Raw genomic sequence first — 25,114 nt, 5'->3', positions numbered from 1 at the left:
CGGATGTCGGGGGCTCGGATTGGAGATGTCGAGATGTTCGGTCTGCTAATCCCAGTAGCCGTGACCGGGATCCAGCCGTCGGCCGCGTCCGCGGAGGACGGCCAGGAGCGCCTCAGCCAGTTGGAAGGCGAAACTTCTGATCCTCCGGTTGTCGAGCAGCAGGTCGGCAGCCGCGATCGCGACTCGAACTAGCGCTTCGGCGTAGCCGGGGTCCGCTGCGTACTGGTCGCGACGTCGTTGGGCCCATATTCCGATCGCATCGGCCAGCCGCTGGAGCTCGCGATGGAGCGCCAACAGCACCTTCTTGATCTGCCTCCTTGCGCCTACGAGGAAGCGCTTGGCCTGCCTCATCGGAGACCTCCTTGCGTGGTGATGGGTTCGTCGCCGTAGATGGAGGCAGCCAGCCGTTCCGCCGAGTGCTTGGCAACCTCAGGCGAGATGTGGCTGTAGATGTCTGCGGTGACGCTTAGCGAGCTGTGGCCAAGCCGTCGGCTGACCTCGACGAGTGACTCCCCCGACGCGAGTCCGAGCGAGGCGGAGGTGTGCCTGAGATCGTGCAGCCGGATCCGCGGCAACCCGCACGCGTGGACCAGGCGCACGAAGCGTCGTGACACGTGCGCTGGATCCAACGCCTCACCATGTTCGTCGGAGAACACGAGCTCGGGGCGCTGCGGAGGCGCCAGCACGCGAGAGACAGCCAGTTCTTGCGCGCGCTTGTGCCACGTCAGACGACGACAGGTCTCGTCGTCCACCGCAATGGTTCGGTGACCCGACCTGGACTTGGGCTCACCAACAACGACTCGCCCACCCACCAGCACAGCCGCCTGCCGAACGCTGAGGCGACCAAGGTTCAGGTCGACATCACGCCACCTCAACGCGATCACCTCACCTCGACGGAGTCCCGTGACCGCCAGCAGCAAGAACAAGGGGTGAAGCGGGTCAGACTGCACGGCTTGAAGGAAGGCTTGGAGGTCCTTCGCGGTCCAAGTCACCGGTTCACGACGCCGTTGCTGTGGTAGCTCCACAGCGCTAGCTGGATTGCGCTCCAGCTGCCCGCGCTTCACCGCGGTGCTCAATGCGCTGAGCAGCGTGGCGTGTACACGCCTCAGCGTCGACACGGAGAGCCGCTGGTCTTCTCGTGAGGCGAGTTCGCGGTACATCTTGTCGAGATGCGCCGGGCGAAGCTCCCCCAACGGGTGGTGCCCCACGTAGGGCACCAAATAGTTGCGAACGTGACTCTCGTAGGACTTGAAGGTCGATGCACGCAGGGACTGCTTGGCCCACAGCCACTCTTCTAGATAACTCGCCACCGTCATCGAGCTGGCACGGTTGTCGACGACTGACAGACGTCGAGGTTCTTGCATCACAACTCCTCTCAGAAATGCAGAAAGCCCCCGGTTCCGGAGAACAAGGGGCTGATCGAATGGGGCCACCGGAGCGGCGACCACAACAACCTCGGTCAGGGCCTTCTCTGAATTGGCACACGTCTTCCGAGGTGCTTCCAGTATTTCACAATTAGTTGCACATGACAACTAATTTCTCGCCCTGCATATCGCCGCGATCCCTCATAATCCTCCACGGGCACCGGTGCTTTACCGGCTTCGCCGCCAGGTTGCGAGAAGCGAAGCGAGCGGCCGAGGCAACCGCTGATTGCAGGCCTTCCGTGACCCGCAGGCCCTCGCTCCGCCTCGTGAGTGAGCAGGCAGGTCGGTGCTGGTGCCTCCGAGTCCGAAGGGCGTCGTGCGTCGTGCGTCAGGCCGCGTAGACAAGTCGCTGAAGCCTCTCCAGGTGGGAGCGCAACAGTCGCGACACATGCATCTGCGACATCCCGAGCTCGCGACCGATCTCGGACTGCGTCCTCCCCTGCGAGCGCAGGTGGAGGATGCGTTGATCACGAGCGGACAGCGAGGCAATGTGCGGCCACACCAGCATCCTCAACTCGCTGTCGGCCCACGCACTATCGCGCTCATCGACGAGTCCATCGCCCAGCCTCGACTGGTCCTCGGGGTCGGGCGTATCGAGGCTGAATGGCCGGTAGCACGTGCCGACATCGACACCCTCAGAGACGTGCGTGTCCGGGCAGTCGTCCCGGGCCCGCCAATACGAGACATGAGCGTCCTGAAGGTGCCGGGGCGGTCGGATCAGCCACGCGTCATCACGGAAGTAGTGGCGGACCGCGCCGTTCAGGCACGGAACGGCGTAGCTGAGGAAGTCCCTGCCCAGCATGGGGTCGAAGGCGCGTACAGCACGCACGAGCGCCAGGTAGGTGACCCCGAGGATGTCTGGCGCGTGCTCAGAGCGGCCTGAATAGCGTCTTGCGTAGCGACGGGCCACCGCCCTGGCGACCGGCATGTTGATCACCGTCAACTCCTCCACCAGGCGGTCCCTGTCCGCGTCTGCGGCGCTCATCAGGAGCTCGGCGATCTCATGATTGCGGGCGCGCAGGACTTCGTCTGTGCCTGCGATCGGGCTACGGCTCGGCGTCATGGCTAGCCGACCACAGCGGACGTCGAGCTGTGACGAACGAAGCCGGGCCGCAGGTGTCACGGATCGGGCGGCTGCACGGTCGGGTGGGGTGATCAGTCAACCGCCGTCCGAGGCGGTAGGAGGAGGCCCTGCATGTCCACCAGTCGCGCGACGAGTTCCGGCACGAGGGGGGTCGAGGACCTCGACTCACTCCGCGAGCACCTGCAGTGGGCCATCGAGCTCGAGCACTGCACGCTGCCGCCGTACCTCTGCGCTCTGTACTCCCTCGACGCCGAGCGGAACGCGGCAGCGGTCGAGGTGGTGACGAGCGTGTTTGTCGAGGAGATGCTGCACCTGACCCTGGCCGCCAACCTGCTCAACGCCGTGGGCGGCCGGCCGGTCCTGGACTCGCCTCGCCTGCTGCCGGGCTACCCGATGACCTTCCCGCACGGGGACCGCTCGTTTGAGATCCCCCTAGCGCCCTTCGGCGCCGAGGCGCTCGAGGCCTTTCTCCGCATCGAGCAGCCGTCAGCGGTGGACGCTCGGGCCGAGAGCGAGGAGTACGAGACGATTGGGCAGTTCTACGAGGCCATCCGCGCCGGCCTGGTCGAGCTCTCGGGGGACCTAGGTGAGGCCGCCGTGTTCTGCGGCGACCCGGAGCGACAGGTCACCTCCATGGCGGCCTACCGCGGGGGCGGTCAGGTCGTCGGGGTCACCGACCTCGCGACGGCACTGCGCGCGCTCGACGAGATCGTCGAGCAGGGGGAGGGCATCGCACATCGCGACGTGTGGGACGGCGACCACGACATGTTCAAGCCGGACCGGGACGAGGTCGCTCACTACTTCCGCTTCCTCGAGCTCAAGCTGGGTCGCCGCTTCCAGCGCGGAGACACCCCTGCGAGCGGGCCCACCGGCGAGCCCGTGCTCGTGGACTGGGACGCCGTGCGGCCCATGGAGCTCAATCCGCGTGTGGCGGACCACCCGGTCGACAGCCCGGTGCGGGACGCCATGGACACCTTCAACTACAACTACCGCCAGCTCCTGCAGCAGCTCGAGACGGCCTTCGACGGACGGCCCGACACCCTGTTGGCATCCGTGGGCGCCATGTACGCGCTCAAGGCCCAGGCCACCGCACTGATGGCCATGACCACGGGCGACGGCACGACGGTGGCCGGCCCGAGCTTCGAGTACGTGTCGGTCGACGACCGTGACTGAGCGCATGGTTGAGCCGCCGCCCGACCGGGACCAGCTGCTGAGGGTCGTCGACGAGGAGCTGGAGCTGGCCGCCGCCGGCGACCAGGAAGACCTCGAGACGGTGGAGTACGAGGCCCGCCTGCGCGGACTGCGCGGAGCCATCACCCAGGCGGGGCCCGACGGGCTCGCTTCGGAGCGCACCCGATGACCCCTCCACGCAGACTGACACCGTTGCGCCAGGTCCAGACCGACGTCCTCGACGTCTCCTACTACGAGGCCGGACCCGCCGACGGCCGACCGGTGGTGCTGCTCCACGGCTACCCCTACGACATCCACAGCTTCGTGGACGTCGCCCCGTGGCTGGCCGAGGAGGGTTGCCGCGTGATCGTGCCCTACCTGCGTGGCCACGGGTGCACGGCCTTCCGCGACCTGCGGACGCCCCGCTCCGGTCAGCAGGCGGCCCTCGCAGTCGACGTCCTCCAGCTGCTCGACGCTCTCGAGGTCCCGCACGCGGTCCTCGCCGGTTACGACTGGGGTGGTCGCGCGGCCTGCATCGCCGCCGCCCTGTGGCCCGATCGGGTGACCGGCCTGGTCTCGGTCAACGGCTACCTGATCCAGGACATTGCCGCCTCGGCGCGACCGTTGCGACCCGACCTGGAAGCCGGGCTGTGGTACTTCTTCTACTTCCTCACCGAGCGCGGCCGGGCCGGTCTGGAGAATCACCGCCGCGGCGTCGCCGAGGTCATCTGGCGCCGCAACTCGCCGGAGTGGGAGTTCGACCCTGCCGTCCTGGACCGGGCCGCGGCAGCGTTCGTGAACCCGGACTACGTCGAGGTGGTGCTGCACTCCTACCGCCACCGCATGGGCGCGGCTCCCGGCGCCGCGGCGTACACCCTCGTCGAGCGTGCGCTGGCCGCCCAGCCGGCGATCACGGTGCCGACCGTCACCCTGGACGGCACCGCGGACGGCAACTTCCCGGCACGGACCGGGGAGCCCGATGCCTCGCTCTTCACGGGCCCTCGACGTCACCACCTGGTCGAGGGTGCGGGCCACCACCTGCCGTTCGAGGCCCCCGTGGCGTTCACCGACGCCGTGCTCGAGGTGCTCGAGATGGCCGGGTTGAGCCGCTAGCCGCGGCCTTCGAGCGCCTTGGCGATCTCCCTGCGGGAGGACACGCCGAGCTTGGCGAACACCTTGCGCAGGTGCCATTCGACCGTGTGCGGACTGATGAACAGCTGCGTGCCGATCTCCGGGTTGGTCAGCCCTTCCGCCGCGAGGCGCGCGATCTGCGCCTCCTGCGGGGTGAGCAGCGCAGCCTCCACCGTGCCCGAGCGGCGCAACGTCGCGCCCGTGGCGTCGTGCTCGCGCCGGGCCCGCTCGGCGAACGCCACCACTCCCATGGCGAGGAGCTGCTCGTGGGCGAGACCCAGCTCCCGGCGAGCTTCGCGTCGCCGACCGGCCCGACGCAGCCACTCGCCGTGCAGGAGCCGGGCGCGCGCCGCCTGGAGGTGCACACCGGCGCGCTCAAGCCGGGCGACAGCCTCACCGAAGCCCTCGTCGGCCGCAGAGCCGTCCGCCAGCTGCGCTGCCACGAGCGCTGCGGTGCCCAGAGCCCACTCGGTACCGCTCGCCTGGCACATCTCCAGGAGGCGCTCAGCGTCGGCCGCGGCCTCCCCGGGCCTGCCGAGGTGCACCGCCGCCTCGACCAGCTCGGTGGTAGCCCAGATCGACAACCCGAGCTCCTGCGGGTAGGCCGCACCTTGGCGTGCCGCGTCGAGCGCCTGCTCGTGACGCCCGAGGCCGTTGCAGAGCACCGCCGTCGCCCAGGCGGTCGCGGTTGACGCCTTCTCGGCGCCACGAAGCGCCAGGTCGCCGATCACCGCCTCGATCACGGCCCGCGTCCGGTCCTCGGAGCCGCGCCACGGCTCAAGCACCAAGGCGCAGTACTGCGCGAAGAAGCTGCCACCCAGGGCCTCCCCGGCGTTCGCGGCCTCGTCGGCGAGGCGCGCCGCGGCGTCCATTTCCCCGGCGAAGACGAGGTTAGAGGATTGCAGCAGCAGCGCCGAGGGCAGCAGGGACAGCGCTCCGGTCTCCCGAGTGAGGTGCACCAGACGTGCCGACAGATCGCTGTAGGCCTCGAAGTCGAGGACGTTGTGCGCCATCCGGCTCGCCAGAGTCAGCCACCCAAGACCCTCCTCGTCCGGCACCGGCTCACGGCGGTAGGAGTCCAGAGCCTGGCGCACCAACCGGACGCCCGCCTCGTAGCCGTCGGTGTAAAGCCGTGCGGACCCCTCGAGCAGAAGGTCGGCACGCGAGGGGGGCGAGTCGGGCCTGAGCGCAACCGTTGCGGCCGCGATCCGCTCGACGGCGGCTGTGCCCGACAACCGGCCCGCGGTGATCGAGGCGTAGTAGGCGTCGCGGTAGGTCTCGCGAGCCAGTGCCGGGTCTACGGGCTCGAGCCGTTTTGCTGCGGCGAGGATCCTGGGAAGTCCCGCGCTCGCACCCTGGGAAGCGAAGAGCACGAGACCTCTCAGCAGTTCGGCGCGACCGCGGGTGGCCTCATCCAGCGGTGACAGCTCCGCTGCGTCGAGAAGCTCCAGCGCTGATGCGTACGCGCCGGTGCGGTACGTCGCCTCGGCAGCGGACACGGCTCGCCGTCCCCGGCGTTCGAGGTCGGGCGTCAGCTGGGTCGCCCGGTCCAGGAAGGCGGCCGTCGCAGCGAGGCTGCCCCGGGACCGGGCCCGGTCCGCGGCCTGCTCGAGCTGCTCGGCGACGTCCTCATCGGGAGCGGCGGTAGCCCGTGCGAGGTGCCAGACGTACCGGTTGGGATGCGACGCCTGGTCGGTGGACTCGGCCAGACGCCGGTGCGCCTGTTGACGTTGAGACTGCGAAGCGGCCGCATAGATGGCAGACCGCACGAGCGGGTGCCGGAACCGGACCGCGTGAGTTACGTCCACCAGCCCGTCGGCGACGGCCGGGGCGAACTCCCGCACCAGGTCGAGCCCCTCGGCGGCCGCAACCCGTTCGAGGTGTGCCAGGTCGCCCGTCGCCTCGGTGGCCGCCAGCAGCAGGACGTCTCGGGTCGACTCGGGCATAGCGGCGACCCGGCGTTGGAAGCCGGCCTCCAGCTCCATGGTGAGACCTGACCGCTCGAGTCTCCTGAAGGCACCAGTGACCTCCGCAATGGTCGGGTCCCGCGGCAGCTCCAGCAGGGCCAACGGGTTTCCCTGCGTTTCAGCCAAGACCCGTTCGCGGATCCGGTCGTCCACCGGACCGGAGGTCACCGCCGCGAGCAGCGAGCGGGCGTCGGCGTCGCCCAGTCCGCGAACCTCAAGCCGCGGCAGGTCGCGCAGCGCCGGGGACGGGGCACCCCGCACGCCGAAGAACAATCCGACTCGCTCCGCCTCCAGCCGCCGCGCCACGAAGGCGAGCGCCTGCGCCGAGACCGGGTCGAGCCACTGCGCGTCGTCGACCACGCACACCAGCGGACGCTCCTCGGCGACGTGCGCCAGCAGGCTGAGCAACGCCAGCCCGATGAGGAAGGGGTCAGGCGGCGGCCCGGCCACCAGCCCGAAGGCCGTCATCAGCGCAGCCCGCTGCGGTGCGTGGAGCTCGGAGCACTGGTCGATGAACGGCGCACACAGCTGGTGCAGGCCCCCGAAAGGCAGGTCGGTCTCCGACTCGACGCCCGACACCCACAGCACGCGACACTCGTGTGCGCGCTCGACCGCGTGCTCCAGCAGCGCGGTCTTGCCGATCCCCGCCTCGCCGTGGACCACGAGTGCAGCACTGCGACCGTCCACGACGCCGGTCACCAGCTCGTCGAGGACGTTCCGCTCCTGCCGACGCCCGAGGAACGCCCCGGCCGCCCTCCCGCTTCGCCTCATCCGTCTCCGGTCGGCAAGTTACAAGTGCCTCATCATGCACCGCGCCGCCCCGCCCGTGTCGAGACGTCCGCGGGTCAGGCGGCAGACGCGACCCCGCGGGGCATCCGACGCCGGGTACAGCGGGCGGCCCGACCGGTTCGGCTCTTGAGCAGGTCCTCGAGAGGACCGAGGTCCCCGGAGGCGGCCCCCGCGAACGCCGCCACCAAGTCTTGGTGGGCAGCGCGGTCGACGCGGTGCCGCGCGTTCGCGATCAGGGCCACGTGCGCCCTCCGCACCAGCTGGCGCGCGTGTGGAGCGTTCGTCCCGAGGACGGCTGCGAGCTCCTCGTAGGGGTACTCGAAGGCTTTGCGGAGGAGGTAAGCCGCGAGCTCGCTCGGGCTCAGTCGGCTCATGAGGTGGCCCAGCAGGGCGGCGTTCTCGGCGGACCGCTCTGCTCGCGCGGCGGGGTCAGTCTCGGCCACGACTGCGATTCGGAGCTCTTCGGTCGGGGCCTCGTGCCGATACCGCGCAGACTGCACCACATTGATGGCGAGGTGGGTGGTCGCCGTGGTGAGGAAGGCGGCTGGGTTCTGGATCTGGGCGTGGTCGGTGCGCTGCCAGCGCAACCAGGCGTCCTGGACCACGTCCTCAGCGGCGGCCCGGTCGCCGACCACGCGTTGAGCGATCCGCAGCAGGCGGGTGCGCTCGGCCAGGAAGACGGTCGCTGCGCCCTCCAGGTCCGAGACGCGGCTGCTGGGGGCAGCAGGGGGTGCGGCAGTCATGGGCACGGTCGGCCCTCCTCTGAGTGTCGTGGGCCAGCGGCGTGGCCTCGGTGCTCCCGAGCCTGGCGCCAAGCACCCGTGGGTCGCGCCACGGACATCCGTGGTCCTCTCCGGGGTGGACCACGTGGCGGGACCCCCCGGCCACGTGGCCCGCGGCGTCCTGTGCAGGACGTCAGGCGCCGTCGACGACGGCCAGCCGGCCGGCCAGCTGGCGACGGGAACGGACGCTGAGCTTGGCGTAGACCTTGCGCAGGTGCCACTCGACCGTATGCGGGCTGAGGAACAGCTGCGCCGCAATCTGGGGGTTGGTCAGGCCGTCCGCTGCGAGCTGCGCGATCTGCAGCTCCTGGGCGGTGAGCCCGCGGTCGTCTCGCTGGGCGCCACCGGTTGCCGTCGCGCCCAGCGTGCGCAAACCGCTCACAGCACGCTCCGCGAACAAGCGCGCGCCCATCAACGTGAGGAGAGCCTCGGCCCGACGGAGGTGGTCAGCCGCGGCCACGCGCCGATCGGTCTGCAGCAGCCACTCCCCGAACAACAACTCCGCCCGGGCGTGCTCCCAGGACGTGGTGGTCCCGGCGAGGCGCGTCACCGCCTCTTCGTAGAGCTCGCCCGCCGTCCGTGGGCCCGCTGTCAAGGCACGGGCGCGGGCCCGCACGCCGAGGGCCCAGTCCGTGCCGCTCGCCGTCGCGAGCTCGTCCAGCTGCGCGGCGGCAGCCGCAGCGGTCGGCCCCTCCCCGCAGCGGGTCGCTGCCTCGACCAGATCCGCGAGACCCCACTGGGGCAAGGCGAGCTCTGGAAGGTACGCCGCCGCGGCGCGCGCCGCGGGCAGGGCGGACGCGAAGTCACCCCGTCCGAGCTCGATCAGGGCCAGCGCCCAGTGGGAGGCCGTGACCCCGACGCCCTCGCCTCGCTCGGTGACGTCGGCGAGGTTGCGCTGGATCAGCTGCGGGGCGCGGGCATCGCCGGCGAGGGCGGCGACGTACAGCGTCGCGTACAGCGAGAGCTCGACACCGGTGCTGGCGCGCAGTGCCGAAAGCTCGGCCACGAGGGGCTTGGCGAGGTCCAGCCGGCCGGCGAACACGTGCACCGTTGCCAGGGAGTTGATGGCGAGAGGGAGCTCGGCCAGCGCACCGGTCTCTCTCGCCACCCGTACATGCGCCTCCGCGATCGACCGCCACGCATGGTCCTGCCAACCGTCGGCGGCCACGGCGGCGCTCAACCAGAGGTAGCGCAGGTCCGCACCGTCCAGGGGGCGGTGGGCGAGGGCGGCCAACAAGCGGCGTGCTGGAGCGATGGCCGCGGCGTAACCGTCGGTGAAGCGGCTGGCGAGGACGTCGACCAACAACCCGGTCAGGTCCCCGTCGAGCGCTTGCGGACCACCGTGCCGGGCGGCCTCGGCGAGCGTGCGGATGGAGCCCGGCGGCGCGAGCCGTCCGGAGAACATGCCGGCCGACATCGCCTCCAGGTGCGTCTCGCGCGCGAGCTTGGGATCGAGGTCTTCCAACTGCCGTGCCGCTGCGAGCAGCCTCGTCGAGGCCCCCTGTCCGCGGTCGGCCGCGAAGCGGGCCTGGGCGTCCAGCAGGGACAGCCGCGCGAGGCCCAGCTGGGTGAGGGGACCCGCACGAGCGGTGGCCAGCAGTGCGAGGCAGTCCTCAACGAGGCCGGCGCTGAGCTTGGCCGCTGCGGCGGACAGCGCACGCTCACCTTTGACCTGCGGGTCGGGGCTGAGCAGGGCGGCCCGTTCGAGCAGTGCCGCGCCCGCGGCCGCACCACCCCGCGACCTGGCCCGGTCCGCCGAGGCCTCCAGCTCGGCCGCGATCTTCTCGTCGGGTCCGTCGACGGAGAGCGCGCGGTGCCAGGCGCGCTGGTCCGGGTCAGCCTGGGCGTCGAGCGCCTCCGCGAGGGCCGCGTGGGCTCGACGACGCTCCTCCGCGGACCCCGACGCGTACGCTGCGGTCCGGAGCAGCGGGTGCCGGAACCGGACCCGCCGTCCGACGTCGAGGAGCCCCTCGGCGGCCACCGCGTCGGAGAGGTCGGTGTCGAGCGACGCTGCGGCTCGCTGCAGGACGGTGGCGTCGCCCCGCGGCTCGAGCGCAGCCAGAAGCATCAGCTGCCGGGTGCGGCTCGGGAGCGCAGCGAGGCGTGCGGCGTACTGCTGCTGGATCTGGTGCGCCGTAGAGGCCCCCGTACCGCCTGCGGGGGTGAACGGCGCACCAGACAGCTCCAGCAGGGCGAGCGGGTTGCCTCGCGCCTCGTCCAGAACCCTTCCCCGCACCCGGTCGTCCAGAGACACCGCTCGGGCCACGTCCAGCAGTTCACCTGCATCGGTGCGACTCAGGCCACCGAGCGGCAGCTGTGGGAGGCCGCGCAGGATCGGGTCGTCCTCCGCCCGGGTCGCGAAGACCACCGCGATGGGCTCAACCTGCAGGCGTCGGGCGACGAACGTGAGGACCTGCGCCGAGACCTGGTCGAGCCACTGGACATCGTCGACGAGACAGAGCAGCGGCTGCGCAGCAGCTGCGTCCGCCATCAGGCTGAGCGTGGCGAGTCCGACCAGGAAGCGGTCCGGTGGGCCGGTGGTGACCACACCGAAGGCGGTCTGGAGCGCGTTGCGCTGCGGCTCAGGAAGCGCGTCGACACCCGAGAGGAGCGGCGCACAGAGCTGGTGAAGTCCAGCGAACGGCAGCTCCATCTCAGCCTCGACCCCGGTGGCTGCGACCACCGTGAAACCGACGGCTTCGCGGCGCACCTGCTCGAGCAGCGCGGTCTTGCCGATCCCCGGCTCACCTCTGAGCACGGCCGTACCACTGCGGCCGGCGCGGGCGTCCGCCAGGATCGCGCGCAGCGCGGTGAGCTCGCGCTCACGACCCCACAGCTCTCCAGCCGGGGGTGCCCCTGCCGCCATCAACCCTCCTCGCACGTGGAGGCTACGGGCCCGCCGCGACGTGGACAACCAGCTCGAGCCACGGCTCGGGCGTCACGCGTACGCGCTCGTGCCGGTCGCTGAAGAGAGACCCGAGTGAGGAGTGTCCGATGGTCGAGGTGTTGATGACCTGCAGTGGCTGCGGGCGCGAGATCGCTGTCGAGATGGACCGAGCCGTCCTCCGCATGGACGTCACTCCCCGACCAGAGGCCGAGCTGTTGTTCTGCTGTCCTCGCTGCGACCTGCCCTCGGTCCGGCACGTGGGCGCCGAGCTGCTGACGCTGTTGTTGTTCGTGGGCGTCGAACCGGTGTGCCTGGCCGAGCCGACCCTGCCGATCGCCGACCGCCCGCCGACGAGCGTCCCGTTGCGCCATGACGACCTCCTCACCTGGCACGAGCAACTGCGCGACGTCGACTCCGTCGCCCCGTGGGTGCGCTGAGTCGAGGTCCTGCATGTCACGTCCTGCCTCCTCGCGCGGTCGACCCGACGAAGACCACCAGAACCAGAACAAGGAACCCAGATGACTCCCACCGCCCGAGCCGCCCACCGCAGCCGCCGTCGCCGTCGCCTCCGCGCGGCTCTCCTGCTCGGATCGGTCGCGCTCGCCTCCGTCGTGACTCCGGACCCGGCCGGCGCCACCGGCGCGTCCCACCACTCCGACACCGCGACCCGACGTCCCACCATCGTCCTCGTGCACGGCGCCTGGGCCGATGCATCCAGCTGGAGCGGGGTCGTGCGCGGTCTTCAGGCTGACGGCTACCGCGTTCTCGCGCCTGCCGATCCGCTGCGGTCCCTCGCTTCGGACGCTGCAGACCTCTCCCGGCTGGTCGACGCCATCGGCGGGCCGGTGGTGCTGGTCGGTCACTCCTACGGCGCTGCCGTCATCACCAACGCGGCCACCGGTGACCCCGACGTCCAGGCGTTGGTCTACGTCAACGGCTCGGTCCCGGCGCGAGGCCAGACCGTCGCCGAGCTCGCCGGCCCGGATTCCGCGCTCTCGGTGACCGACCCGACCACCATCTTCGACTTCGTCCCCGGATCGGTGCCTCCCGGACCGGCCAGCGACGTCTACCTCAAGCGCTCGACGTTCCTCGCCTCCTTCGCGACGGGGTTGCGGCACCGGACCGCTTCGGTGCTCTGGGCGACGCAACGGCCGATCACGTTGGGCGCGCTCAACGAGCCCTCCGGACCGCCGGCGTGGGAGTCCATCCCGAGCTGGTACCTCGTCGGGACGCGTGACCGGGTCATCCCGCCCACCGCACAGCGCGCCATGGCCCGATCGGCTGGGTCGACGGTTGCGACGTTCAGGGCCGGTCACCTCGGCCTGATCACCGATCCCGGCCCGGTGGTCCGCACGATCGAGGCCGCCGTCCGAGCGACCGACTGACCACGAGCCCCACCACCACACCCACCGTGCCGCGGCACTGCTGCGGCCGCCGACAGGAGGACCCACCCGTGAACCCGCCCGAGAACCCACCCGCGAACCCGCCGCAACTCGAGCCAGAGGCCCAGCAGCTGGCCGACGCAACCGCACAGCCGCCGTTCTTCTACCAGATGACTCCCGAACAGGCCCGCAAGGTCCTCGACGACGTCCAAGCCGCGCCGATCCCGCTACCCCCGGTCGACGAGACGTGGGTGACCGTGCCCGCCAGCGTCGGCGACGTGGAGGTGCGCGTCGTGAAGCCTGCCGGCAGTACCGGGCCCCTGCCGACCGTCTTGTACATGCACGGCGGCGGATGGGTCCTGGGCAACGCAGGGACCCACGACCGGCTCGTCCGTGACCTCGCCACCGGGGCCGGGGCGGCCGTGGTGTTCGTCGAGTACACGCGATCGCCCGAGGCCAGGTACCCCGTCGCCATCGAGCAGGGGTACGCAGCCGCGCGGTGGATCGTCCAGCAGGGAGCGCAGCACGACCTCGACGCGACCCGGCTCGCCGTGGCCGGCGACTCGGTCGGCGGCAACATGGCGGCCGCGCTGACGCTCATGGCCAAGGAGCGCGCAGACGTGAGCTTCTGCCACCAGCTGCTGTTCTACCCGGTGACCGACGCAGCCCAGGACACCGAGAGCTACACCCGCTTCGCCGACGGTCCGTTCCTGCTCGCCAAGTCGATGGCCTGGTTCTGGGACGCCTACCTGCCCGACGTCGAGCAGCGCACGCGCGTCACCGCCTCTCCCCCTCCGGGCGTCACTCCAGGAGCTCGCCGGACTACCGGAAGCGCTCGTCGTGGTGGACGAGAACGACGTCCTGCGCGACGAGGGCGAGGCCTACGCACGACGCCTCGCCGAGGCGGGCGTGCGGACCACGTCGGTCCGCTACAACGCCACGATCCACGACTTCATGATGCTGAACCCGCTGCGGTCCTCGGCGGCGAGCACCGCCGCGATCGAGCAGGCGGTCCACGTCCTGCGCAAGGCCTTCACGAGCCCGACGCCTGAGCCGGGCCCGGTCCTCCGAGCCCGTTGAACCACCCCAGAAGGAGACACCTGTGAACCACCTCAACCCCACCGTCCTGCTGGTGCACGGCGCCTTCGCCGAGTCCGCCAGCTGGAACGGCGTGATCAAGGAGCTGCACGGCGCCGGCACGGACGCCGTCGCTGTGGCGAACCCGCTGCGCAGCCTGTCGGGCGACGCGTCGTACCTGCGTGACGTCATCGCCTCGACCGAGGGTCCGGTCATCCTGGCCGGCCACTCCTACGGCGGCATGGTCATCACCCAGGCCGCAGCCGACAACCCCAAGGTGCAGGGTCTGGTCTACGTGGCCGCGTTCGCTCCGGACACCGGCGAGAGCGCCGTCGCGCTCTCGGGGTCGGCCCCAGGCAGCACCCTGGGCCAGACGCTCGAAGGACGACCGCTCAACGACGGGACCACCGAGCTCTCGATCCGGCTGGAGGCCTTCCACGAGCAGTTCTGCGCCGACGTCGACGCACCTACCGCGGCCCTGATGGCCCGGACGCAGCGACCGGTCACCGAAGCCGCCCTCACTGAGGGGCTGCCCACGTCTCGACCGGCCTGGCGCTCGCTGCCGTCCTGGTTCGTCCTCGGCACCGAGGACCGGAACATCCCCGCGGCCGCGATCCGCGCCGAGGCGGCGCGCGCCGGCGCCCGCGGGACCCATGAGCTCACCGGCGCCTCGCACGCCATCAGCGTCTCGCGCCCCTTCGAGGTCGCGGCCACCATCGCGCAGGCCGTCGCCGCCTGTCGCGCCGATCACGCTGCCTGACCGCAGCCCTTCCCGCCGAGGGCGGGGCCGACCGGTGAGCGGTCGGCCCCGCCCTCTTCTGTCCTGCCACCTCACTGGAGACCCCGTGCACCCCTCTCGTCCTCGCCTCACCCTCCCCCGCACGGTCCGCCTACACTGGACCGGGCTGCTCGGGGTGGTGTCGCTGACTTGCCTCGGCGTCCTCGCGGTGACCGGTGTCGCGCTGTCCTTCTGGTACGACCCCTCCGGAGACACCGTCGACTACTCCGGCAGCTACCCGCTCCTGCGCGGACTGCCCGTCTCGCGCGCCTACGCCAGCACCATGCACATCTCCTTCGACGTGCCCGGCGGCCTGCTGCTGCGCCAGACGCACCACTGGGCCGCCCTGGTCCTGCCGGCGGCGCTCATCCTCCAGATGCTCGCAACCTTCTTCACCGGTGCGTTCCGCGACCCGCGCCGGCTGACCTGGGCGCTCCTCGTCGGGACCTTCCTGCTCGTGCTCGGCGCGGGGTGGAGCGGCTACGCCCTCCCCGACGACATGCTCGCGGGCACCGGGCTGCGGATCGTCGAAGGGATCGTGCTCGGCATCCCCGTCGTTGGCACCCGGGCCTCGTTCGCCTTCTTCGGCGGCGAGTTCCCCGGCACCGCGCTCACTCACATGTACTGGCTCCACGTCGCCGTCCTGCCCAGCCTGGTCGTCGTGGTGGTGGCCTTGCGCGCGCTCGCCGCGCTCCGTACCCCGGTGGACGCCTCGGACTCCCGGCGTGTCCCCCTCCGCGTGTACGCCGTCCGTGCCGCCGGCCTCAGTCTGATCACCACCGGCTTCCTGGTGCTGCTCGGTGGTCTGGTCGAGGTGAGCCCCGTCTGGATCTACGGGCCGGCATCGAGCGGCCACGCGTCCGCGGGCAGCCAACCGGACTGGTACACCGACTTCCTCGACGGTGCTCTGCGTCTGGTCCCGTCCGGGTGGGAGCCCCAGGTGCTCGGCCATCCCCTGTCCCTGTCCGTCCTCGTCCCTCAAGCACTCGTGGGCGCGTTCATCGCGACGATCCTGCTCTGGCCGTTCCTCGAGGCCGTGGCGACGGGCGACCGCAGGCGGCACGTCGTCCTCGACCGTCCACGTGAGCACCCCACCCGCACGGCTCTGGGCGTCGCCGGACTGGTCTTCTTCTGCGGCCTGTGGCTCGCTGGGGCGACCGACGTCGTCACCGTGGCCTTCGGCATCTCGTTCGAGCACCAGGTCGTCGCGCTGCGGACCCTCGTGCTGCTCGGACCCCTGGTCGCCTTCCCCGTCACGAGGGCGCTGTGCACGGGTCTGACCGCCCGCGAGCTGACCGAGCGCGCCGGAGGCATCGAGACCGGGGTCATCCTCCGCGACCCCCTCGGCGGTTACACGGAGCGCCACGGACCGCGCCCAGCCGACCCCCCGGCCCTCACCGGAGAGCGCCGTGACACCTGACCTCACCACCTGCCCGGAGTGCGGCGGCCTCGCCGAGATCGTCTGGCGGACGGTCCTCGCGAGCACCGACGGACCGGTCGAGCACGCGCGAGTGCGGTGCGTGCGCCGACACTGGTTCCTGCTCCCGGTGGCGTCGATCGGTCACCAGGCTGCGGTTGCCTCCGGCGCCGAGCCCGACGATGCCCTTCGATGAACGCACCTCAGGTGACTGGCCGACTCACACGCTCGGGTCCCGCCCCCTGGTGACGTGGGCTCGACGAGCCCAAGTGATCTCCTGGCGCGCGCCCCGAGCGGCCCCGACACGCTGCGCCGCCGGTCGGATGGAATGAGGACGCTCCTCGAGCGACCGGTGGTGGACCGCGAGCGCGTCCGCGCAGTGGGAACACGGTCGCCGGCTGGAGGCAGCACAGCCGGAGGTTGTGCGGAATCCAGCAGACTGAGCCGGAGCGCGGCACCAGTTCTTCTCGCTCAGCCAGGTTGACGAACGACCGCAGCAGCTCGAGGCCCGCGCTCGAGGGATCGTTCAGCGGCGTCCGTGCGCCCGCCATTCGACGACGAGCCACGCCACGAAGAACGCCAGCGCAGCCTCCAGCAACACTTCGCTCTGCGCTCCCCCGAGGGCGAGCACCATCCAGAGGAGCATGACCGCGACGTAGCCGCCTGGGTAGAAGTGCCACCACCACCGGGCGCGGCGCAGCTGACGAGCGGTGGGCTCGGCCATCTTGGTCACAAGCGGGCGATCGTGCGCCAGCTCGCGCTCGATGCCCGCCCACTCGTCACGTTCCCAGTCGTCGAGCTCCATCCCTCACTCGCCTCCGGTCCAGGGGTCGGACGGAGGGTCCAGACGGAAGCGGTACACCGTGGTCGCCCGGGGTCTCAGCACGAGCTCAGCAGGCGAGGTCGGCGTCGGTCGGCGACCACCGGCGGGCGCTGTCCCACCGACCCGCGAGGCCATGGCCACGCAGAACCCGATGGACAGAGCCGTCGCCAGGGCGGTGCCGACGAACCACAGGAGCCACGCCGTGTCGCTCATGGCCGGCTCACGCGGCGTCGCGCCGCGACGCGTCGTCGCGGAAGGCCGCGCGCGGGTGTTGAACCGCGGTGAGTGAGGCGATGTCGCGGCCGAGGACGAGGCCCGCTCCCCAGCCCGACGCCACCCGGATCTTGCGCTCCCACGTGGGGACCACGAGGACGTGGTAGCCGCGGTGGATGAGCCACGCCGGGAGACCGCGCAGCGTGATCGGTCCGCTCTGGAAGATCCCGTGGCCCAGACCGAGGGTCGCGATCGTCCCGAGGCTGCGGTGCCGGTACGGCCGAGGCCGCCCACCACGGAGCACGGCCACCAGGTTGCGGGCGAGCAGCTTGCCCTGGCGTACGGCGTGCTGGGCGTTGGGGACCGTGAACGCACCGGCCGGCCCGGTCAGGTCGGGGACCGCCGCGTCGTCGCCAGCGGCCCAGGCGTGCTCCACCGGGAGTTCCGACGTACCCACGCGCAGGTCCGGGCGGACCACCAGGAGACCGCGTGCGTCCACAGGGAGGTCGGTGTGCCGGGACACGACCGGATTCGCGGCGATGCCCGCGGTCCACACGACCAGCCCCGCCTCGATCACAGTGCCGTCGGAGAGCGTCACGGTCCCGTCGGCGACCAAGGTGACAGTGCGACCGAGGTGCACCGTCGCCCCGCGCATCTCCAGGAAGCGTCGGACCCACGCCCGGGCTCTGGGCGTCACCTCCGGGAGGATGTGGTCGCTCGCGTCGACGAGGTGGAAGTCGAGCTCGCCCAGCCGGATGCCCCGGTGGTATCGGGTCAGGCCCAGCGCCAGACTGAGCACCTCCGCGAAGCCCTCGACCCCAGCGAAGCCACCACCGACGAAGACGACCGTCAGCCGGCGACGTCGTGCCTCCCCGGGCGGGAGACTGGCGGCCTCGTCGAAGGCGGTCAGCACGGCGTCCCGCACGGCGACGGCCTCCTCGATGCGCTTGAAGCCGATCGCCTCATCGGCGACGCCCGGGACCGGGAAGACGCGGGTGACGGCACCCGCCGTGACCACAACCTCGTCGTAGCCGAGCACGGTGACCGACCCGTCCGCCAGCCGCACGTCGACGCGGCGTGAGGAGTGGTCGATCCTGGTGGCGCGACCGTTCACCAGTCGGGTCCGGCGCAGGTGGCGCGCCAGCGGCACCACCGCGTGACGGGCCTCGATCGAGCCGGCCGCCACCTCCGGCAGGAACGGCTGGTAGGTCATATACGGCGCGGGGTCGACCAGCGTGACGTCGGCCTCTCCTTTGCGCAGCAGCCGCTCTAGCCGCCATGCCGTGTAGAAGCCGGCGTACCCACCACCGACGATCACGATCCGGGTCATCCCTGCTCCTTCTCCGTGCGCGCGCGGGCGCGCTCTTGTACGTCGTGAGCGGCGACCGCCGCCACGAGGACCGTGGCCACGCCGCAGAGCCCGAGAGCCGGGCCCAAAGCCGGGGCGAGCGCCGTGACGGCGACCAGCGCGACCAGGACCAGGCCTGTTGCGGACCACGCCCCCGTGACGCGAGACGAGGGGACCTGGATCGCCTGGAGGGCGATGAGGAACGCACCGGCCGGGACCACGACCGCGGCGAGCGTGCCGCGATCGCCGAGGTCCTGCGTGGGGTGGGCCGCGGTCGCCACCACCACCTCGAGCCCGGCTGCCAGCGCCGCCAGTGCCGCGAAGACCGCGTAGTGGCCGTAGCCCCACACGAAGGACCACCCCCGCCTCGAGGCCAGATCCGGGCCAGCCGAGAGGGTGAAGTAGCGCCACCAGAGGGACGCCACCACCACGAGCGCCGCGATCGACACCACCAGCAGCCGGGGTCCGGCGGAGTCCTCGACCACCGCCACGACCGCGGTCGTGGCCGCCAGGACGCCCTCGCCCAAGAGGATGATCGCGAACAGCGAGTAGCGCTCAGCGATGTGGTGGGGGTGCCACGTGGTGGGCGCGGGCTGCTCGGCCCAGACCGGAACCAGCAGCTCGAGGACGACGAGGACGAGGAAGCTCGCTGTGGTGAGGTGCTCCCCCAACAGCAAGCGGGACAGCCAGCACACCTCGAGTGCGGCAATGGCGCCGGCGTACCGGAGTGCGGTCCGCCGGCCGGGATGGTGCTGCACCGCGGCACGCAGCCAGAGGCTCAGCAGTCCGATCCGCATCACCAAGTAGCCGGTGGTCACGGTGACGTAGTCGCCCCGGTCGAAGGCCGAGCCGACACCGGCCGCGAGCACCAGGACGCCCGCCATCTGCAAGAAGGCGGCCAATCGATACGCCACGTCGTCGCAGTCGTACGCCGAGGCGAACCAGGTGAAGTTCATCCACGCCCACCAGATGGCGAAGAAGACCATCAGGAAGGGCCCGACCGCCGCCGCGCTCTCGCCGGTCAACGTGGCGTGCGCCAGCCGCTGAGCGAGCTGCGCGACGGCGGCCACGAAGGTGAGGTCGAACAGGAGCTCCAGCGGGGTGGCGGCCCGGTTGGGCTCGTCGGTCGACCGCGGACGCATCCTGCGGTGGACCGCGGTGGGGTGGGGCACCGGTCCGCTCTCCGTCAGCTCAGCGGGCTGCGGCCCACGCGGCGTACGTCGTCGAGCCGAGCCGGGCCTCCGGACCGGGGACGAGGCTGTCGTCGACGAGCTCGGTCCCGAAGTACTCCGCGTGCTCGTCGACCACGACCTCGCGGATGTCACCCGCCGCCCGCAGCGCCTCGGTGACCAGGTCGGACATCCGGAAGGGCTCCGGACCACCGAGCTCCACGACGCCCGCGACCGGCGGAGCGACGACGGTCTCGGCGACGAGTGTCGACACGTCGGCGGCGGCGATGGGCTGGAAGCGTCCGGGCGACAGGTGCACCGTCGCGTCGTTTGCGGAGGACTCGGCGATGGCGCCCAGGAACTCGAAGAACTGCGTCGCGCGGACGATGGTGAACGGCAGCCCGGACTCGGCGATCAGCCGTTCCTGGGCGACCTTGGCGCGCAGGTAGCCGCTCGCGGGGAGACGGTCGCAGCCGACGACCGAGAGCGCGACGTAGTGGCGCACGCCGGCACTGCGTGCGGCGGCGACCAGGTTGGTCGTCGCGTTCGTGAAAAACCGCATCACGTCCTCGTCGGCGAAGGACGGCGAGTTCGAGACGTCGAGCAGCGCCTCCGCCCCCTCGAGGGCAGCAGTGAGCCCCTCCCCGGTCAGCGTGTTGACCCCGGTCTGCAGCGAGGCGGCGATGGCCTCGTGGCCGTGGGCGTTGAGCTTCTCGACGACCTGGGAGCCGATGAGCCCGGTCCCTCCGATGACGACGACCTTCATGAGCCAGTTCCTCTCGTGTGCTGGGCGTGGTCCGGCGACCGCGTGACGGGCCGGTGGTGGAGCGGATGACGGAGCCGGTGACGAGCGGGACCAGTCGCTCTCTGCTTCCGGCGTGGCGTGCGGCACCGCCCCGGTGAAACCCGGTCTTCTCGTTCTCACCTGCGACTCGACGTGGCTCCGTCACCTTGTCGACCGGCTAGAGGCCCGGGACGTGACGGGCTACTCGACGAGCTTGCCCTGCGTTGAGACGTCCCGCATGAGCCGGCGTATCTCGTCCGGGATCTCCGGCAGGGGCTCGCGGCTGACCCCGGTCGCCGGTGACCAGAGCAGGTTGACCTGCAGCGTGGGGTCGGTGTCGGGGTGGTCCGATCGGTTGTGACAGCCCCGGGTCTCCCGGCGCTCTCGGGCACATTCCAGCGTCGCGCGCGCCGAGAGCACCGAGGACGCGAGGTCGAAGGCGTGGGCGAGGTCCTGGAAGCCCGAGATGTCCGGGTGGATCCCGAGGTCGGCCACTCGCTCCTCCACCGCGTCGAGCGCGGCCAGCCCCGCCGTCAGTCCAGGACCGTCGCGGACGACTCCGGCGTGCTCGGTCATCAGGTCGCGCACGGCGCGCTGGAGGGCCCTCACGTTCTCGGTCCCCTCAGCCGCGAGCAGGTGGTCGACCGCGTCGGCGGCCTCGATCTCGGCGGCGCGCGAGCGCGGTTGGGACGCGAGCCGGGCCGAGTGGTCCGCCGCCGCGCGCCCCGTCAGGCGTCCGTACACCAGCAGCTCGATCAGCGAGTTGCCGCCGAGCCTGTTCGCGCCGTGGAGCCCGCTGGCCGCCTCACCGATCACGAAGAGCCCCTCCACGTCCGTGCCGTGGTCGTCGGGGCGGACCTGCACGCCACCCATCGAGTAGTGCGCAGTCGGCGCGACCTCAATCGGCTCGCGGGTGACGTCGAGCATCTGGAGGTCGAGCAGCGTCTGGTGGACCCTGGGCAGCCTCTCGAAGACCACCTCGCGCGGCAGGTGGGTGAGGTCGAGCCACACCCCGCCCGCCGGCGTACCGCGGCCCTCCTTGATCTCGGTGTAGGACGCTAGCGCGACTCGGTCACGGGTGGAGAGCTCCATCCGCTCCGGGTCGTAGCGCGCCATGTAGCGCTCTCCATCGGCGTTGAGCAGGTGCCCTCCCTCGCCCCGGGCCGCCTCGCTGACGAGGGTCCCGGCCGCGTCCTCGGGCGAGAGAAGCCCAGAGGGGTGGAACTGCACCAGCTCGGCGTCGCGGAGCCGGGCGCCGGCCTCGACCGCGAGCCGGAAGGAGTCCCCGACGTTCTCGTCCCGGCGCGAGGAGGAGCGCCGCCAGACCCGAGTATGGCCCCCGGTCGCGAGGATGACCGCGTCCGCGTGCACGACGTAGCGGCTGCCGTCCACCAGGTCAAACCCGTAGACGCCGAAGACCCTCCCGTCGTCGACGAGGAGCCGCGTCACGTAGACCGTGGAGAGGATCGGCACCGCCAGCTGCTCGGCCCGCTCCCGCAGCGCGCGCTGCAGCTCCAACCCGGTGAAGTCTCCGGCGTACGCGGTGCGGCGGTAGGTGTGGGCTCCGAAGAAGCGCTGGGCGATCCGCCCGTCGGGACGACGGTCGAAGCGCATGCCGTACCGCTCGAGGTCGTGGATCCCCTCGGCCGCGTTGCGGCAGACGATCTCAACCGCGCGCGGGTCGGCGAGTAGGTAGCCCTCGCGGAGCGTGTCAGCCGCGTGTTGCTGCCAGGTGTCGGCGGCGTCCATAGTGGCCAGCGCCGCGTTGATCCCCCCGGCCGCCAGGGTCGTGTGCGCGTCGGTCGGGGGTCGTTTGCCGAGCGCAAGGACGGACACGCCGGCCTCGGCAAGCTCGATGGCGGCTCGAAGGCCGGCACCACCAGTCCCGACCACGAGGACGGAGGTGGCGAGACGGTGTTCACGCACGGACATGGGGCTCCTCGGCGTCGACGGACGATCCGTGCGGTCGACCGGATAGCGGCCGGCCCCGTGACGGGCTGCGTCACGCCTGGGCAGTCCCGACGGTCGACGAGTCGAACGCGAACCAAGGAGAGCACTCATGCAGCCTGGCCTGAACCCCGGCGACACTTTCCCGGACTTTCAGCTGCCTGACCAGACCCGCAAGACGCGCAGGCTGAGCGAGATCCAAGGGGACGACCCGATGATCCTCACTCTCGCCCGCGGCGCCTACTGTCCGAAGGAGCACCAGCAGCACCTGGAGCTCGCGGCCTTCTACCCGAAGATCGCGGTCGCCTACACGAAGGTCGCGACCATCACGCCGGACCCACCGCGTGGCGCCCAGGAGTTCCACGACGCGGTCGGGGCGCAGTGGCCGTTCCTCTCCGACGTCCGACGGACCGTCGCCCAGGGCCTGGGCATCGAGGAGTACACCGACCCCAGCCATCAGCCGATGATTCCGCACACGCTTGTCCTCGCACCCAGGCTGGTGGTGCACTCGGTCTACAACGGCTACTGGTTCTGGGGACGACCGTCCACCGACGACCTCTGGCGCGACCTGCGCTACATCACTCGACAGATTCGTCCCGACTGGGACATTACGACACCGGGCCTGCGCCAGCGCTGGGACGCCGGCGACACGACGCAGTTTTACGGTCATCACGGCACCACTAGCGGGGAAGCGACTGAGCAGACACCGAACGGTGTCTAATTAGCTGCCATACCCATGTTGCGCTGACCAGCGGGGGGAGCCGGCTGAAAGCCCGGAATGTGGGCCCCATCGGACTACATCTCCGATGACTTCTGAGGGCTCAGCGTCGGCGGCTCGCCCCCATCGAGACCAGCATCGGCATCTGCGCCGCCACCCGCGTCGACCTTCCGAGGCGCACGAGATCGAGCTGCGTCCTCAGACAGAAACCTATTAACCGCTGCGACACCAGCCCGACTCAGTCTTGCAAGTCCCCTGCGGCTGAAGGGGCGAGCACCGCTGAGCACGATCTGCGCCTGCCCTCGCCTCCGCGCAAGCCGGCTCCGTAGGCGCTGACCCGCGAGGAGCACACCCATGTCGGCTCGCAACGGCGGCGTCGTCCGTCGTCCCGCAACCTGTGCCGACACCAGCGCGTGCCCTAGGTCCACTAGCAACAGGGCTTCGAGCGCCACGATCACGCCCACGAACACTGCACCGGCTACCGAGAGTGGCGGGCGGCCGGAGTCATCACCACTCAAGAAGAAGAGGAGCGTCAGCAGGAACACGTCGGCGACAACCATCGCGACACTTGAGGAGAAGGCCCGGCTCCGTCGGCTGGCCCATTCCCGTAGCCGCATCAGGACGTCGTTCAAGACCAGAAGCGCGACACCGAAAGCGATGAGGAACGGTCGCTCGTTCAGGGAGACCAGTTCGTCCTCCGTGATCAAGAACGGGAGGTAGGCCGGAAGCGCGTACAAGTATGCGGCGGAAACGATCACCACAAACTCGAAGACGAAAACGTAGGTGGCCAGACAGAACACGCCAAACACAACCATGGCACCGAAGAACGTGCGCCAGGGCGGCTCAAGCCGTTGCACTGTGGTGCGCCGCGTCCAGCACACCTGCCAGACGGCGTCGAAGCCACGCACGGCGGATCGGAGCTCACCAAGAACAGCAAGCACGAGCCGTGAGGGCGCACCGAGCTTTGGCGCATCTGGGACAGCGGGGTTGGGGCTGAGGAGACCCGTCGCGAACGGGTAGAGCAACCAACTCATCCCCACTCCAACGAACATCGACGCGAGCAGGGCGAAGAGCAACACGTCCCGTAGCGGGGTTGGCGGATCGGTAGGGATCGCCGTTCCCGCTACCAGGACTACCGCGCCGTAGGGCAGGCCGCTCAGGATGACCGCACAGATCCGTCGAAGCAGCCTCGCCACGCTGTCGGTGTTGGAGTCTCGCCGCAGGATGACGAACTCGTGGCGCGCCGTCGGGCGTCGTGCTAGAGGCCACGCCGCCAACACGCTGGCCAGGACTCCAAGGACCGCGAAAGAGACGGAGTCTGTCATTCTCGCAACCCGTCGCAGGCGCGGAGCGGGTGTGACCGTGCAGGTGGCGACATGGACGCGCGGCGCGCCTCTGGCGCTACCTGATGCAGCCGACTTCCTTGGTGGTGAGCTTGTACTTGTTGGTGGCCGGGACGCTCACCCTGAAGCACGTGTTCCTCGAACCCTTGACTTGGATCTTGACCTTGCCGCCGGGGTTGACCGACTTGGTCCGGGTGTAGAACTTGAACTTCCCACCGGGCACGCGACGCTGTATCTGGAACTTCCCGCGGTAGGTAGGGACCTTGCCGAGGATCTTGAAGTTGCCGGAGACCTTCGCGACGCGCAACTTGATCGTGTGGAACTTCTTCGCGGGGGTGCTGGTGCCCCCACCACCGCCTCCGCCGCCGGTGCTATACGAGCACGGACAGGGGTTGGACTCACACGCGATCCCGTCGCCGTCGGCGTCGAGGTAGTCCGGATCTGAGTTGGGACCGCCGTGGTTGAGGAAGTAGTTCTGGGCGGCCGCCTGCGTCGCGAAGTTGCCGCAGTCCATGTCCTTGGCCTGAACGGTCCCAGCCGTCACCAGGCTGACCGCCGTGAACCCGCCGGCCGTAAGGACCAGCGCAATGAGACGTACGACGTAACGCATAGAGCTTCTCCCCGTGCTGTGCGTAAGGCCTGTGTTGGCACGATAACGGCGCTCGAGGCGTGCCGCTAGGCCCCTGGTGGGTGACGCTCGAAGCGAAGCTCCTGCTCAGCGAAGCACGACTGCGTCTGTCGACAGGCGCGCGGACGCACCATGAGGCATCGGGGGGCGGCCACGTGCAGCGGGAGTTCTCGGTACTGAGCTCGCAGTGCCTTGCGGTGCCCTACCCCCTCGGAGGAACACTGTCTGCATGCCAGTTCAGACCAAACCGCAG

General features: G+C 70.5%; 22 protein-coding genes and 1 pseudogene. 10 read left to right on the top strand and 13 right to left on the bottom strand.

Translation table 11 applies throughout. From position 1 onward, the window contains the following. Nucleotides 1-45 precede the first annotated feature (45 nt). The 3 genes from G5V58_RS04095 to G5V58_RS04085 all read right to left on the bottom strand — a co-directional run bounded on the left by G5V58_RS04095 (nucleotide 46) and on the right by G5V58_RS04085 (nucleotide 2,487). Nucleotides 46-351 carry a hypothetical protein gene (locus G5V58_RS04095; RefSeq protein ID WP_165228999.1) on the bottom strand — a complete coding sequence of 102 codons (306 nt, stop codon included), beginning with the start codon at nucleotides 349-351 and terminating at the stop codon, nucleotides 46-48. Beyond that, nucleotides 348-1,364 (bottom strand): tyrosine-type recombinase/integrase, encoded by a 1,017-nt coding sequence (locus G5V58_RS04090; protein ID WP_165228997.1) that lies wholly within the window; start codon nucleotides 1,362-1,364, stop codon nucleotides 348-350. The genes G5V58_RS04095 and G5V58_RS04090 overlap by 4 nt, the downstream gene beginning before the upstream one ends. 388 nt (nucleotides 1,365-1,752) lie before the next feature. Further along, nucleotides 1,753-2,487 (bottom strand): sigma-70 family RNA polymerase sigma factor, encoded by a 735-nt coding sequence (locus tag G5V58_RS04085; protein ID WP_165228995.1) that lies wholly within the window; start codon nucleotides 2,485-2,487, stop codon nucleotides 1,753-1,755. A gap of 132 nt (nucleotides 2,488-2,619) precedes the next feature. Between G5V58_RS04085 and G5V58_RS04080 the strand changes: the two genes are divergently transcribed. From G5V58_RS04080 to G5V58_RS04070, 3 genes are read left to right on the top strand one after another with little or no spacing between them, the layout of a single operon-like run. Continuing rightward, nucleotides 2,620-3,681, top strand: coding sequence for a ferritin-like domain-containing protein (locus G5V58_RS04080; RefSeq protein WP_165228993.1), 1,062 nt, complete (start codon nucleotides 2,620-2,622; stop codon nucleotides 3,679-3,681). 4 nt (nucleotides 3,682-3,685) lie between these two features. Then, entirely contained in the window at nucleotides 3,686-3,868 is a 183-nt protein-coding gene (locus G5V58_RS04075; protein WP_165228991.1) for a hypothetical protein, read from the top strand. 23 nt (nucleotides 3,869-3,891) lie between these two features. Beyond that, complete coding sequence (locus tag G5V58_RS04070) at nucleotides 3,892-4,791, top strand: alpha/beta fold hydrolase (protein WP_230487067.1); 900 nt, start codon at nucleotides 3,892-3,894, stop codon at nucleotides 4,789-4,791. Here G5V58_RS04070 and G5V58_RS04065 read toward each other — a convergent pair. The 3 genes from G5V58_RS04065 to G5V58_RS04055 all read right to left on the bottom strand — a co-directional run bounded on the left by G5V58_RS04065 (nucleotide 4,788) and on the right by G5V58_RS04055 (nucleotide 11,213). Beyond that, nucleotides 4,788-7,475, bottom strand: a complete 2,688-nt coding sequence (locus G5V58_RS04065; RefSeq protein ID WP_230487066.1) for a helix-turn-helix transcriptional regulator — start codon at nucleotides 7,473-7,475, stop codon at nucleotides 4,788-4,790. The genes G5V58_RS04070 and G5V58_RS04065 overlap by 4 nt on opposite strands. A 146-nt stretch (nucleotides 7,476-7,621) precedes the next feature. After that, complete coding sequence (locus G5V58_RS04060) at nucleotides 7,622-8,308, bottom strand: sigma factor (protein WP_165238623.1); 687 nt, start codon at nucleotides 8,306-8,308, stop codon at nucleotides 7,622-7,624. Between the two features lie 172 nt (nucleotides 8,309-8,480). Then, nucleotides 8,481-11,213, bottom strand: a complete 2,733-nt coding sequence (locus G5V58_RS04055) for an ATP-binding protein (RefSeq protein ID WP_165228985.1) — start codon at nucleotides 11,211-11,213, stop codon at nucleotides 8,481-8,483. A 128-nt stretch (nucleotides 11,214-11,341) separates the two neighbouring features. Here G5V58_RS04055 and G5V58_RS04050 point away from each other — a divergent pair, with 128 nt between their 5' ends. The 6 genes and pseudogenes from G5V58_RS04050 (at nucleotide 11,342) to G5V58_RS04030 (ending at nucleotide 15,891) form a co-directional block, all read left to right on the top strand. Continuing rightward, nucleotides 11,342-11,671, top strand: a complete 330-nt coding sequence (locus G5V58_RS04050; protein WP_165228983.1) for a hypothetical protein — start codon at nucleotides 11,342-11,344, stop codon at nucleotides 11,669-11,671. A gap of 81 nt (nucleotides 11,672-11,752) precedes the next feature. Continuing rightward, the gene (locus G5V58_RS04045) at nucleotides 11,753-12,619 is read left to right on the top strand and encodes an alpha/beta fold hydrolase (RefSeq protein WP_165228981.1); all 867 of its coding nucleotides are present in this window, start codon (nucleotides 11,753-11,755) and stop codon (nucleotides 12,617-12,619) included. A 167-nt stretch (nucleotides 12,620-12,786) separates the two neighbouring features. Further along, nucleotides 12,787-13,353: pseudogene (locus G5V58_RS25820) on the top strand (alpha/beta hydrolase); the annotation flags it as partial. 103 nt (nucleotides 13,354-13,456) lie between these two features. Then, nucleotides 13,457-13,696, top strand: coding sequence for an alpha/beta hydrolase fold domain-containing protein (locus G5V58_RS25815; protein WP_329957553.1), 240 nt, complete (start codon nucleotides 13,457-13,459; stop codon nucleotides 13,694-13,696). 22 nt (nucleotides 13,697-13,718) lie between these two features. Further along, a complete protein-coding gene (locus tag G5V58_RS04035; RefSeq protein WP_165228979.1) occupies nucleotides 13,719-14,453 on the top strand; it encodes an alpha/beta fold hydrolase in 735 nt (244 codons plus the stop codon). A 154-nt stretch (nucleotides 14,454-14,607) separates the two neighbouring features. Next, nucleotides 14,608-15,891, top strand: a complete 1,284-nt coding sequence (locus tag G5V58_RS04030) for a cytochrome b (protein WP_165228977.1) — start codon at nucleotides 14,608-14,610, stop codon at nucleotides 15,889-15,891. Between the two features lie 523 nt (nucleotides 15,892-16,414). Here the strand turns inward: G5V58_RS04030 and G5V58_RS04025 are convergent. The 5 genes from G5V58_RS04025 to G5V58_RS04005 all read right to left on the bottom strand — a co-directional run bounded on the left by G5V58_RS04025 (nucleotide 16,415) and on the right by G5V58_RS04005 (nucleotide 22,157). Then, a complete protein-coding gene (locus G5V58_RS04025; RefSeq protein ID WP_165228975.1) occupies nucleotides 16,415-16,693 on the bottom strand; it encodes a hypothetical protein in 279 nt (92 codons plus the stop codon). Between the two features lie 238 nt (nucleotides 16,694-16,931). After that, nucleotides 16,932-18,254 (bottom strand): NAD(P)/FAD-dependent oxidoreductase, encoded by a 1,323-nt coding sequence (locus G5V58_RS04020; RefSeq protein ID WP_165228973.1) that lies wholly within the window; start codon nucleotides 18,252-18,254, stop codon nucleotides 16,932-16,934. Then, nucleotides 18,251-19,444 (bottom strand): low temperature requirement protein A, encoded by a 1,194-nt coding sequence (locus G5V58_RS04015; protein ID WP_230487065.1) that lies wholly within the window; start codon nucleotides 19,442-19,444, stop codon nucleotides 18,251-18,253. Before G5V58_RS04015 ends, G5V58_RS04020 begins: the two co-directional genes overlap by 4 nt. Nucleotides 19,445-19,463: 19 nt before the next feature. Continuing rightward, complete coding sequence (locus G5V58_RS04010) at nucleotides 19,464-20,207, bottom strand: SDR family oxidoreductase (RefSeq protein ID WP_165228971.1); 744 nt, start codon at nucleotides 20,205-20,207, stop codon at nucleotides 19,464-19,466. A 219-nt stretch (nucleotides 20,208-20,426) separates the two neighbouring features. Continuing rightward, complete coding sequence (locus G5V58_RS04005; RefSeq protein ID WP_165228969.1) at nucleotides 20,427-22,157, bottom strand: FAD-dependent oxidoreductase; 1,731 nt, start codon at nucleotides 22,155-22,157, stop codon at nucleotides 20,427-20,429. 127 nt (nucleotides 22,158-22,284) lie between these two features. Between G5V58_RS04005 and G5V58_RS04000 the strand changes: the two genes are divergently transcribed. Further along, on the top strand, nucleotides 22,285-22,893 hold the full coding sequence (locus G5V58_RS04000) for a redoxin domain-containing protein (RefSeq protein WP_165228967.1): 609 nt from the start codon (nucleotides 22,285-22,287) through the stop codon (nucleotides 22,891-22,893). 74 nt (nucleotides 22,894-22,967) lie between these two features. Here the strand turns inward: G5V58_RS04000 and G5V58_RS03995 are convergent, their stop codons facing one another. Both G5V58_RS03995 and G5V58_RS03990 read right to left on the bottom strand, forming a co-directional pair. Next, complete coding sequence (locus G5V58_RS03995) at nucleotides 22,968-24,215, bottom strand: hypothetical protein (RefSeq protein WP_165228965.1); 1,248 nt, start codon at nucleotides 24,213-24,215, stop codon at nucleotides 22,968-22,970. A 76-nt stretch (nucleotides 24,216-24,291) separates the two neighbouring features. Then, entirely contained in the window at nucleotides 24,292-24,843 is a 552-nt protein-coding gene (locus tag G5V58_RS03990; protein WP_165228963.1) for an excalibur calcium-binding domain-containing protein, read from the bottom strand. Nucleotides 24,844-25,114 lie beyond the last annotated feature (271 nt).

Origin of the sequence: Nocardioides anomalus (assembly GCF_011046535.1) — a bacterium.
Taxonomy (GTDB): Bacteria; Actinomycetota; Actinomycetes; order Propionibacteriales; family Nocardioidaceae; genus Nocardioides; species Nocardioides anomalus.
Note: the sequence above shows the minus strand (reverse complement) of the source record. Positions and strands in the feature narration are given on the sequence as shown.

What these genes read in the sequence shown, in the direction of transcription:
- G5V58_RS04095 (WP_165228999.1), bottom strand. Translation starts at nt 351, where the DNA reads ATGAGGCAGGCCAAGCGCTTCCTCGTAGGCGCAAGGAGGCAGATCAAG.
- G5V58_RS04090 (WP_165228997.1), bottom strand. Translation starts at nt 1,364, where the DNA reads ATGCAAGAACCTCGACGTCTGTCAGTCGTCGACAACCGTGCCAGCTCG.
- G5V58_RS04085 (WP_165228995.1), bottom strand. Translation starts at nt 2,487, where the DNA reads ATGACGCCGAGCCGTAGCCCGATCGCAGGCACAGACGAAGTCCTGCGC.
- G5V58_RS04080 (WP_165228993.1), top strand. Translation starts at nt 2,620, where the DNA reads ATGTCCACCAGTCGCGCGACGAGTTCCGGCACGAGGGGGGTCGAGGAC.
- G5V58_RS04075 (WP_165228991.1), top strand. Translation starts at nt 3,686, where the DNA reads ATGGTTGAGCCGCCGCCCGACCGGGACCAGCTGCTGAGGGTCGTCGAC.
- G5V58_RS04060 (WP_165238623.1), bottom strand. Translation starts at nt 8,308, where the DNA reads ATGACTGCCGCACCCCCTGCTGCCCCCAGCAGCCGCGTCTCGGACCTG.
- G5V58_RS04055 (WP_165228985.1), bottom strand. Translation starts at nt 11,213, where the DNA reads ATGGCGGCAGGGGCACCCCCGGCTGGAGAGCTGTGGGGTCGTGAGCGC.
- G5V58_RS04050 (WP_165228983.1), top strand. Translation starts at nt 11,342, where the DNA reads ATGGTCGAGGTGTTGATGACCTGCAGTGGCTGCGGGCGCGAGATCGCT.
- G5V58_RS04045 (WP_165228981.1), top strand. Translation starts at nt 11,753, where the DNA reads ATGACTCCCACCGCCCGAGCCGCCCACCGCAGCCGCCGTCGCCGTCGC.
- G5V58_RS04025 (WP_165228975.1), bottom strand. Translation starts at nt 16,693, where the DNA reads ATGGAGCTCGACGACTGGGAACGTGACGAGTGGGCGGGCATCGAGCGC.
- G5V58_RS04020 (WP_165228973.1), bottom strand. Translation starts at nt 18,254, where the DNA reads ATGACCCGGATCGTGATCGTCGGTGGTGGGTACGCCGGCTTCTACACG.
- G5V58_RS04010 (WP_165228971.1), bottom strand. Translation starts at nt 20,207, where the DNA reads ATGAAGGTCGTCGTCATCGGAGGGACCGGGCTCATCGGCTCCCAGGTC.
- G5V58_RS04005 (WP_165228969.1), bottom strand. Translation starts at nt 22,157, where the DNA reads ATGTCCGTGCGTGAACACCGTCTCGCCACCTCCGTCCTCGTGGTCGGG.
- G5V58_RS04000 (WP_165228967.1), top strand. Translation starts at nt 22,285, where the DNA reads ATGCAGCCTGGCCTGAACCCCGGCGACACTTTCCCGGACTTTCAGCTG.
- G5V58_RS03995 (WP_165228965.1), bottom strand. Translation starts at nt 24,215, where the DNA reads ATGACAGACTCCGTCTCTTTCGCGGTCCTTGGAGTCCTGGCCAGCGTG.
- G5V58_RS03990 (WP_165228963.1), bottom strand. Translation starts at nt 24,843, where the DNA reads ATGCGTTACGTCGTACGTCTCATTGCGCTGGTCCTTACGGCCGGCGGG.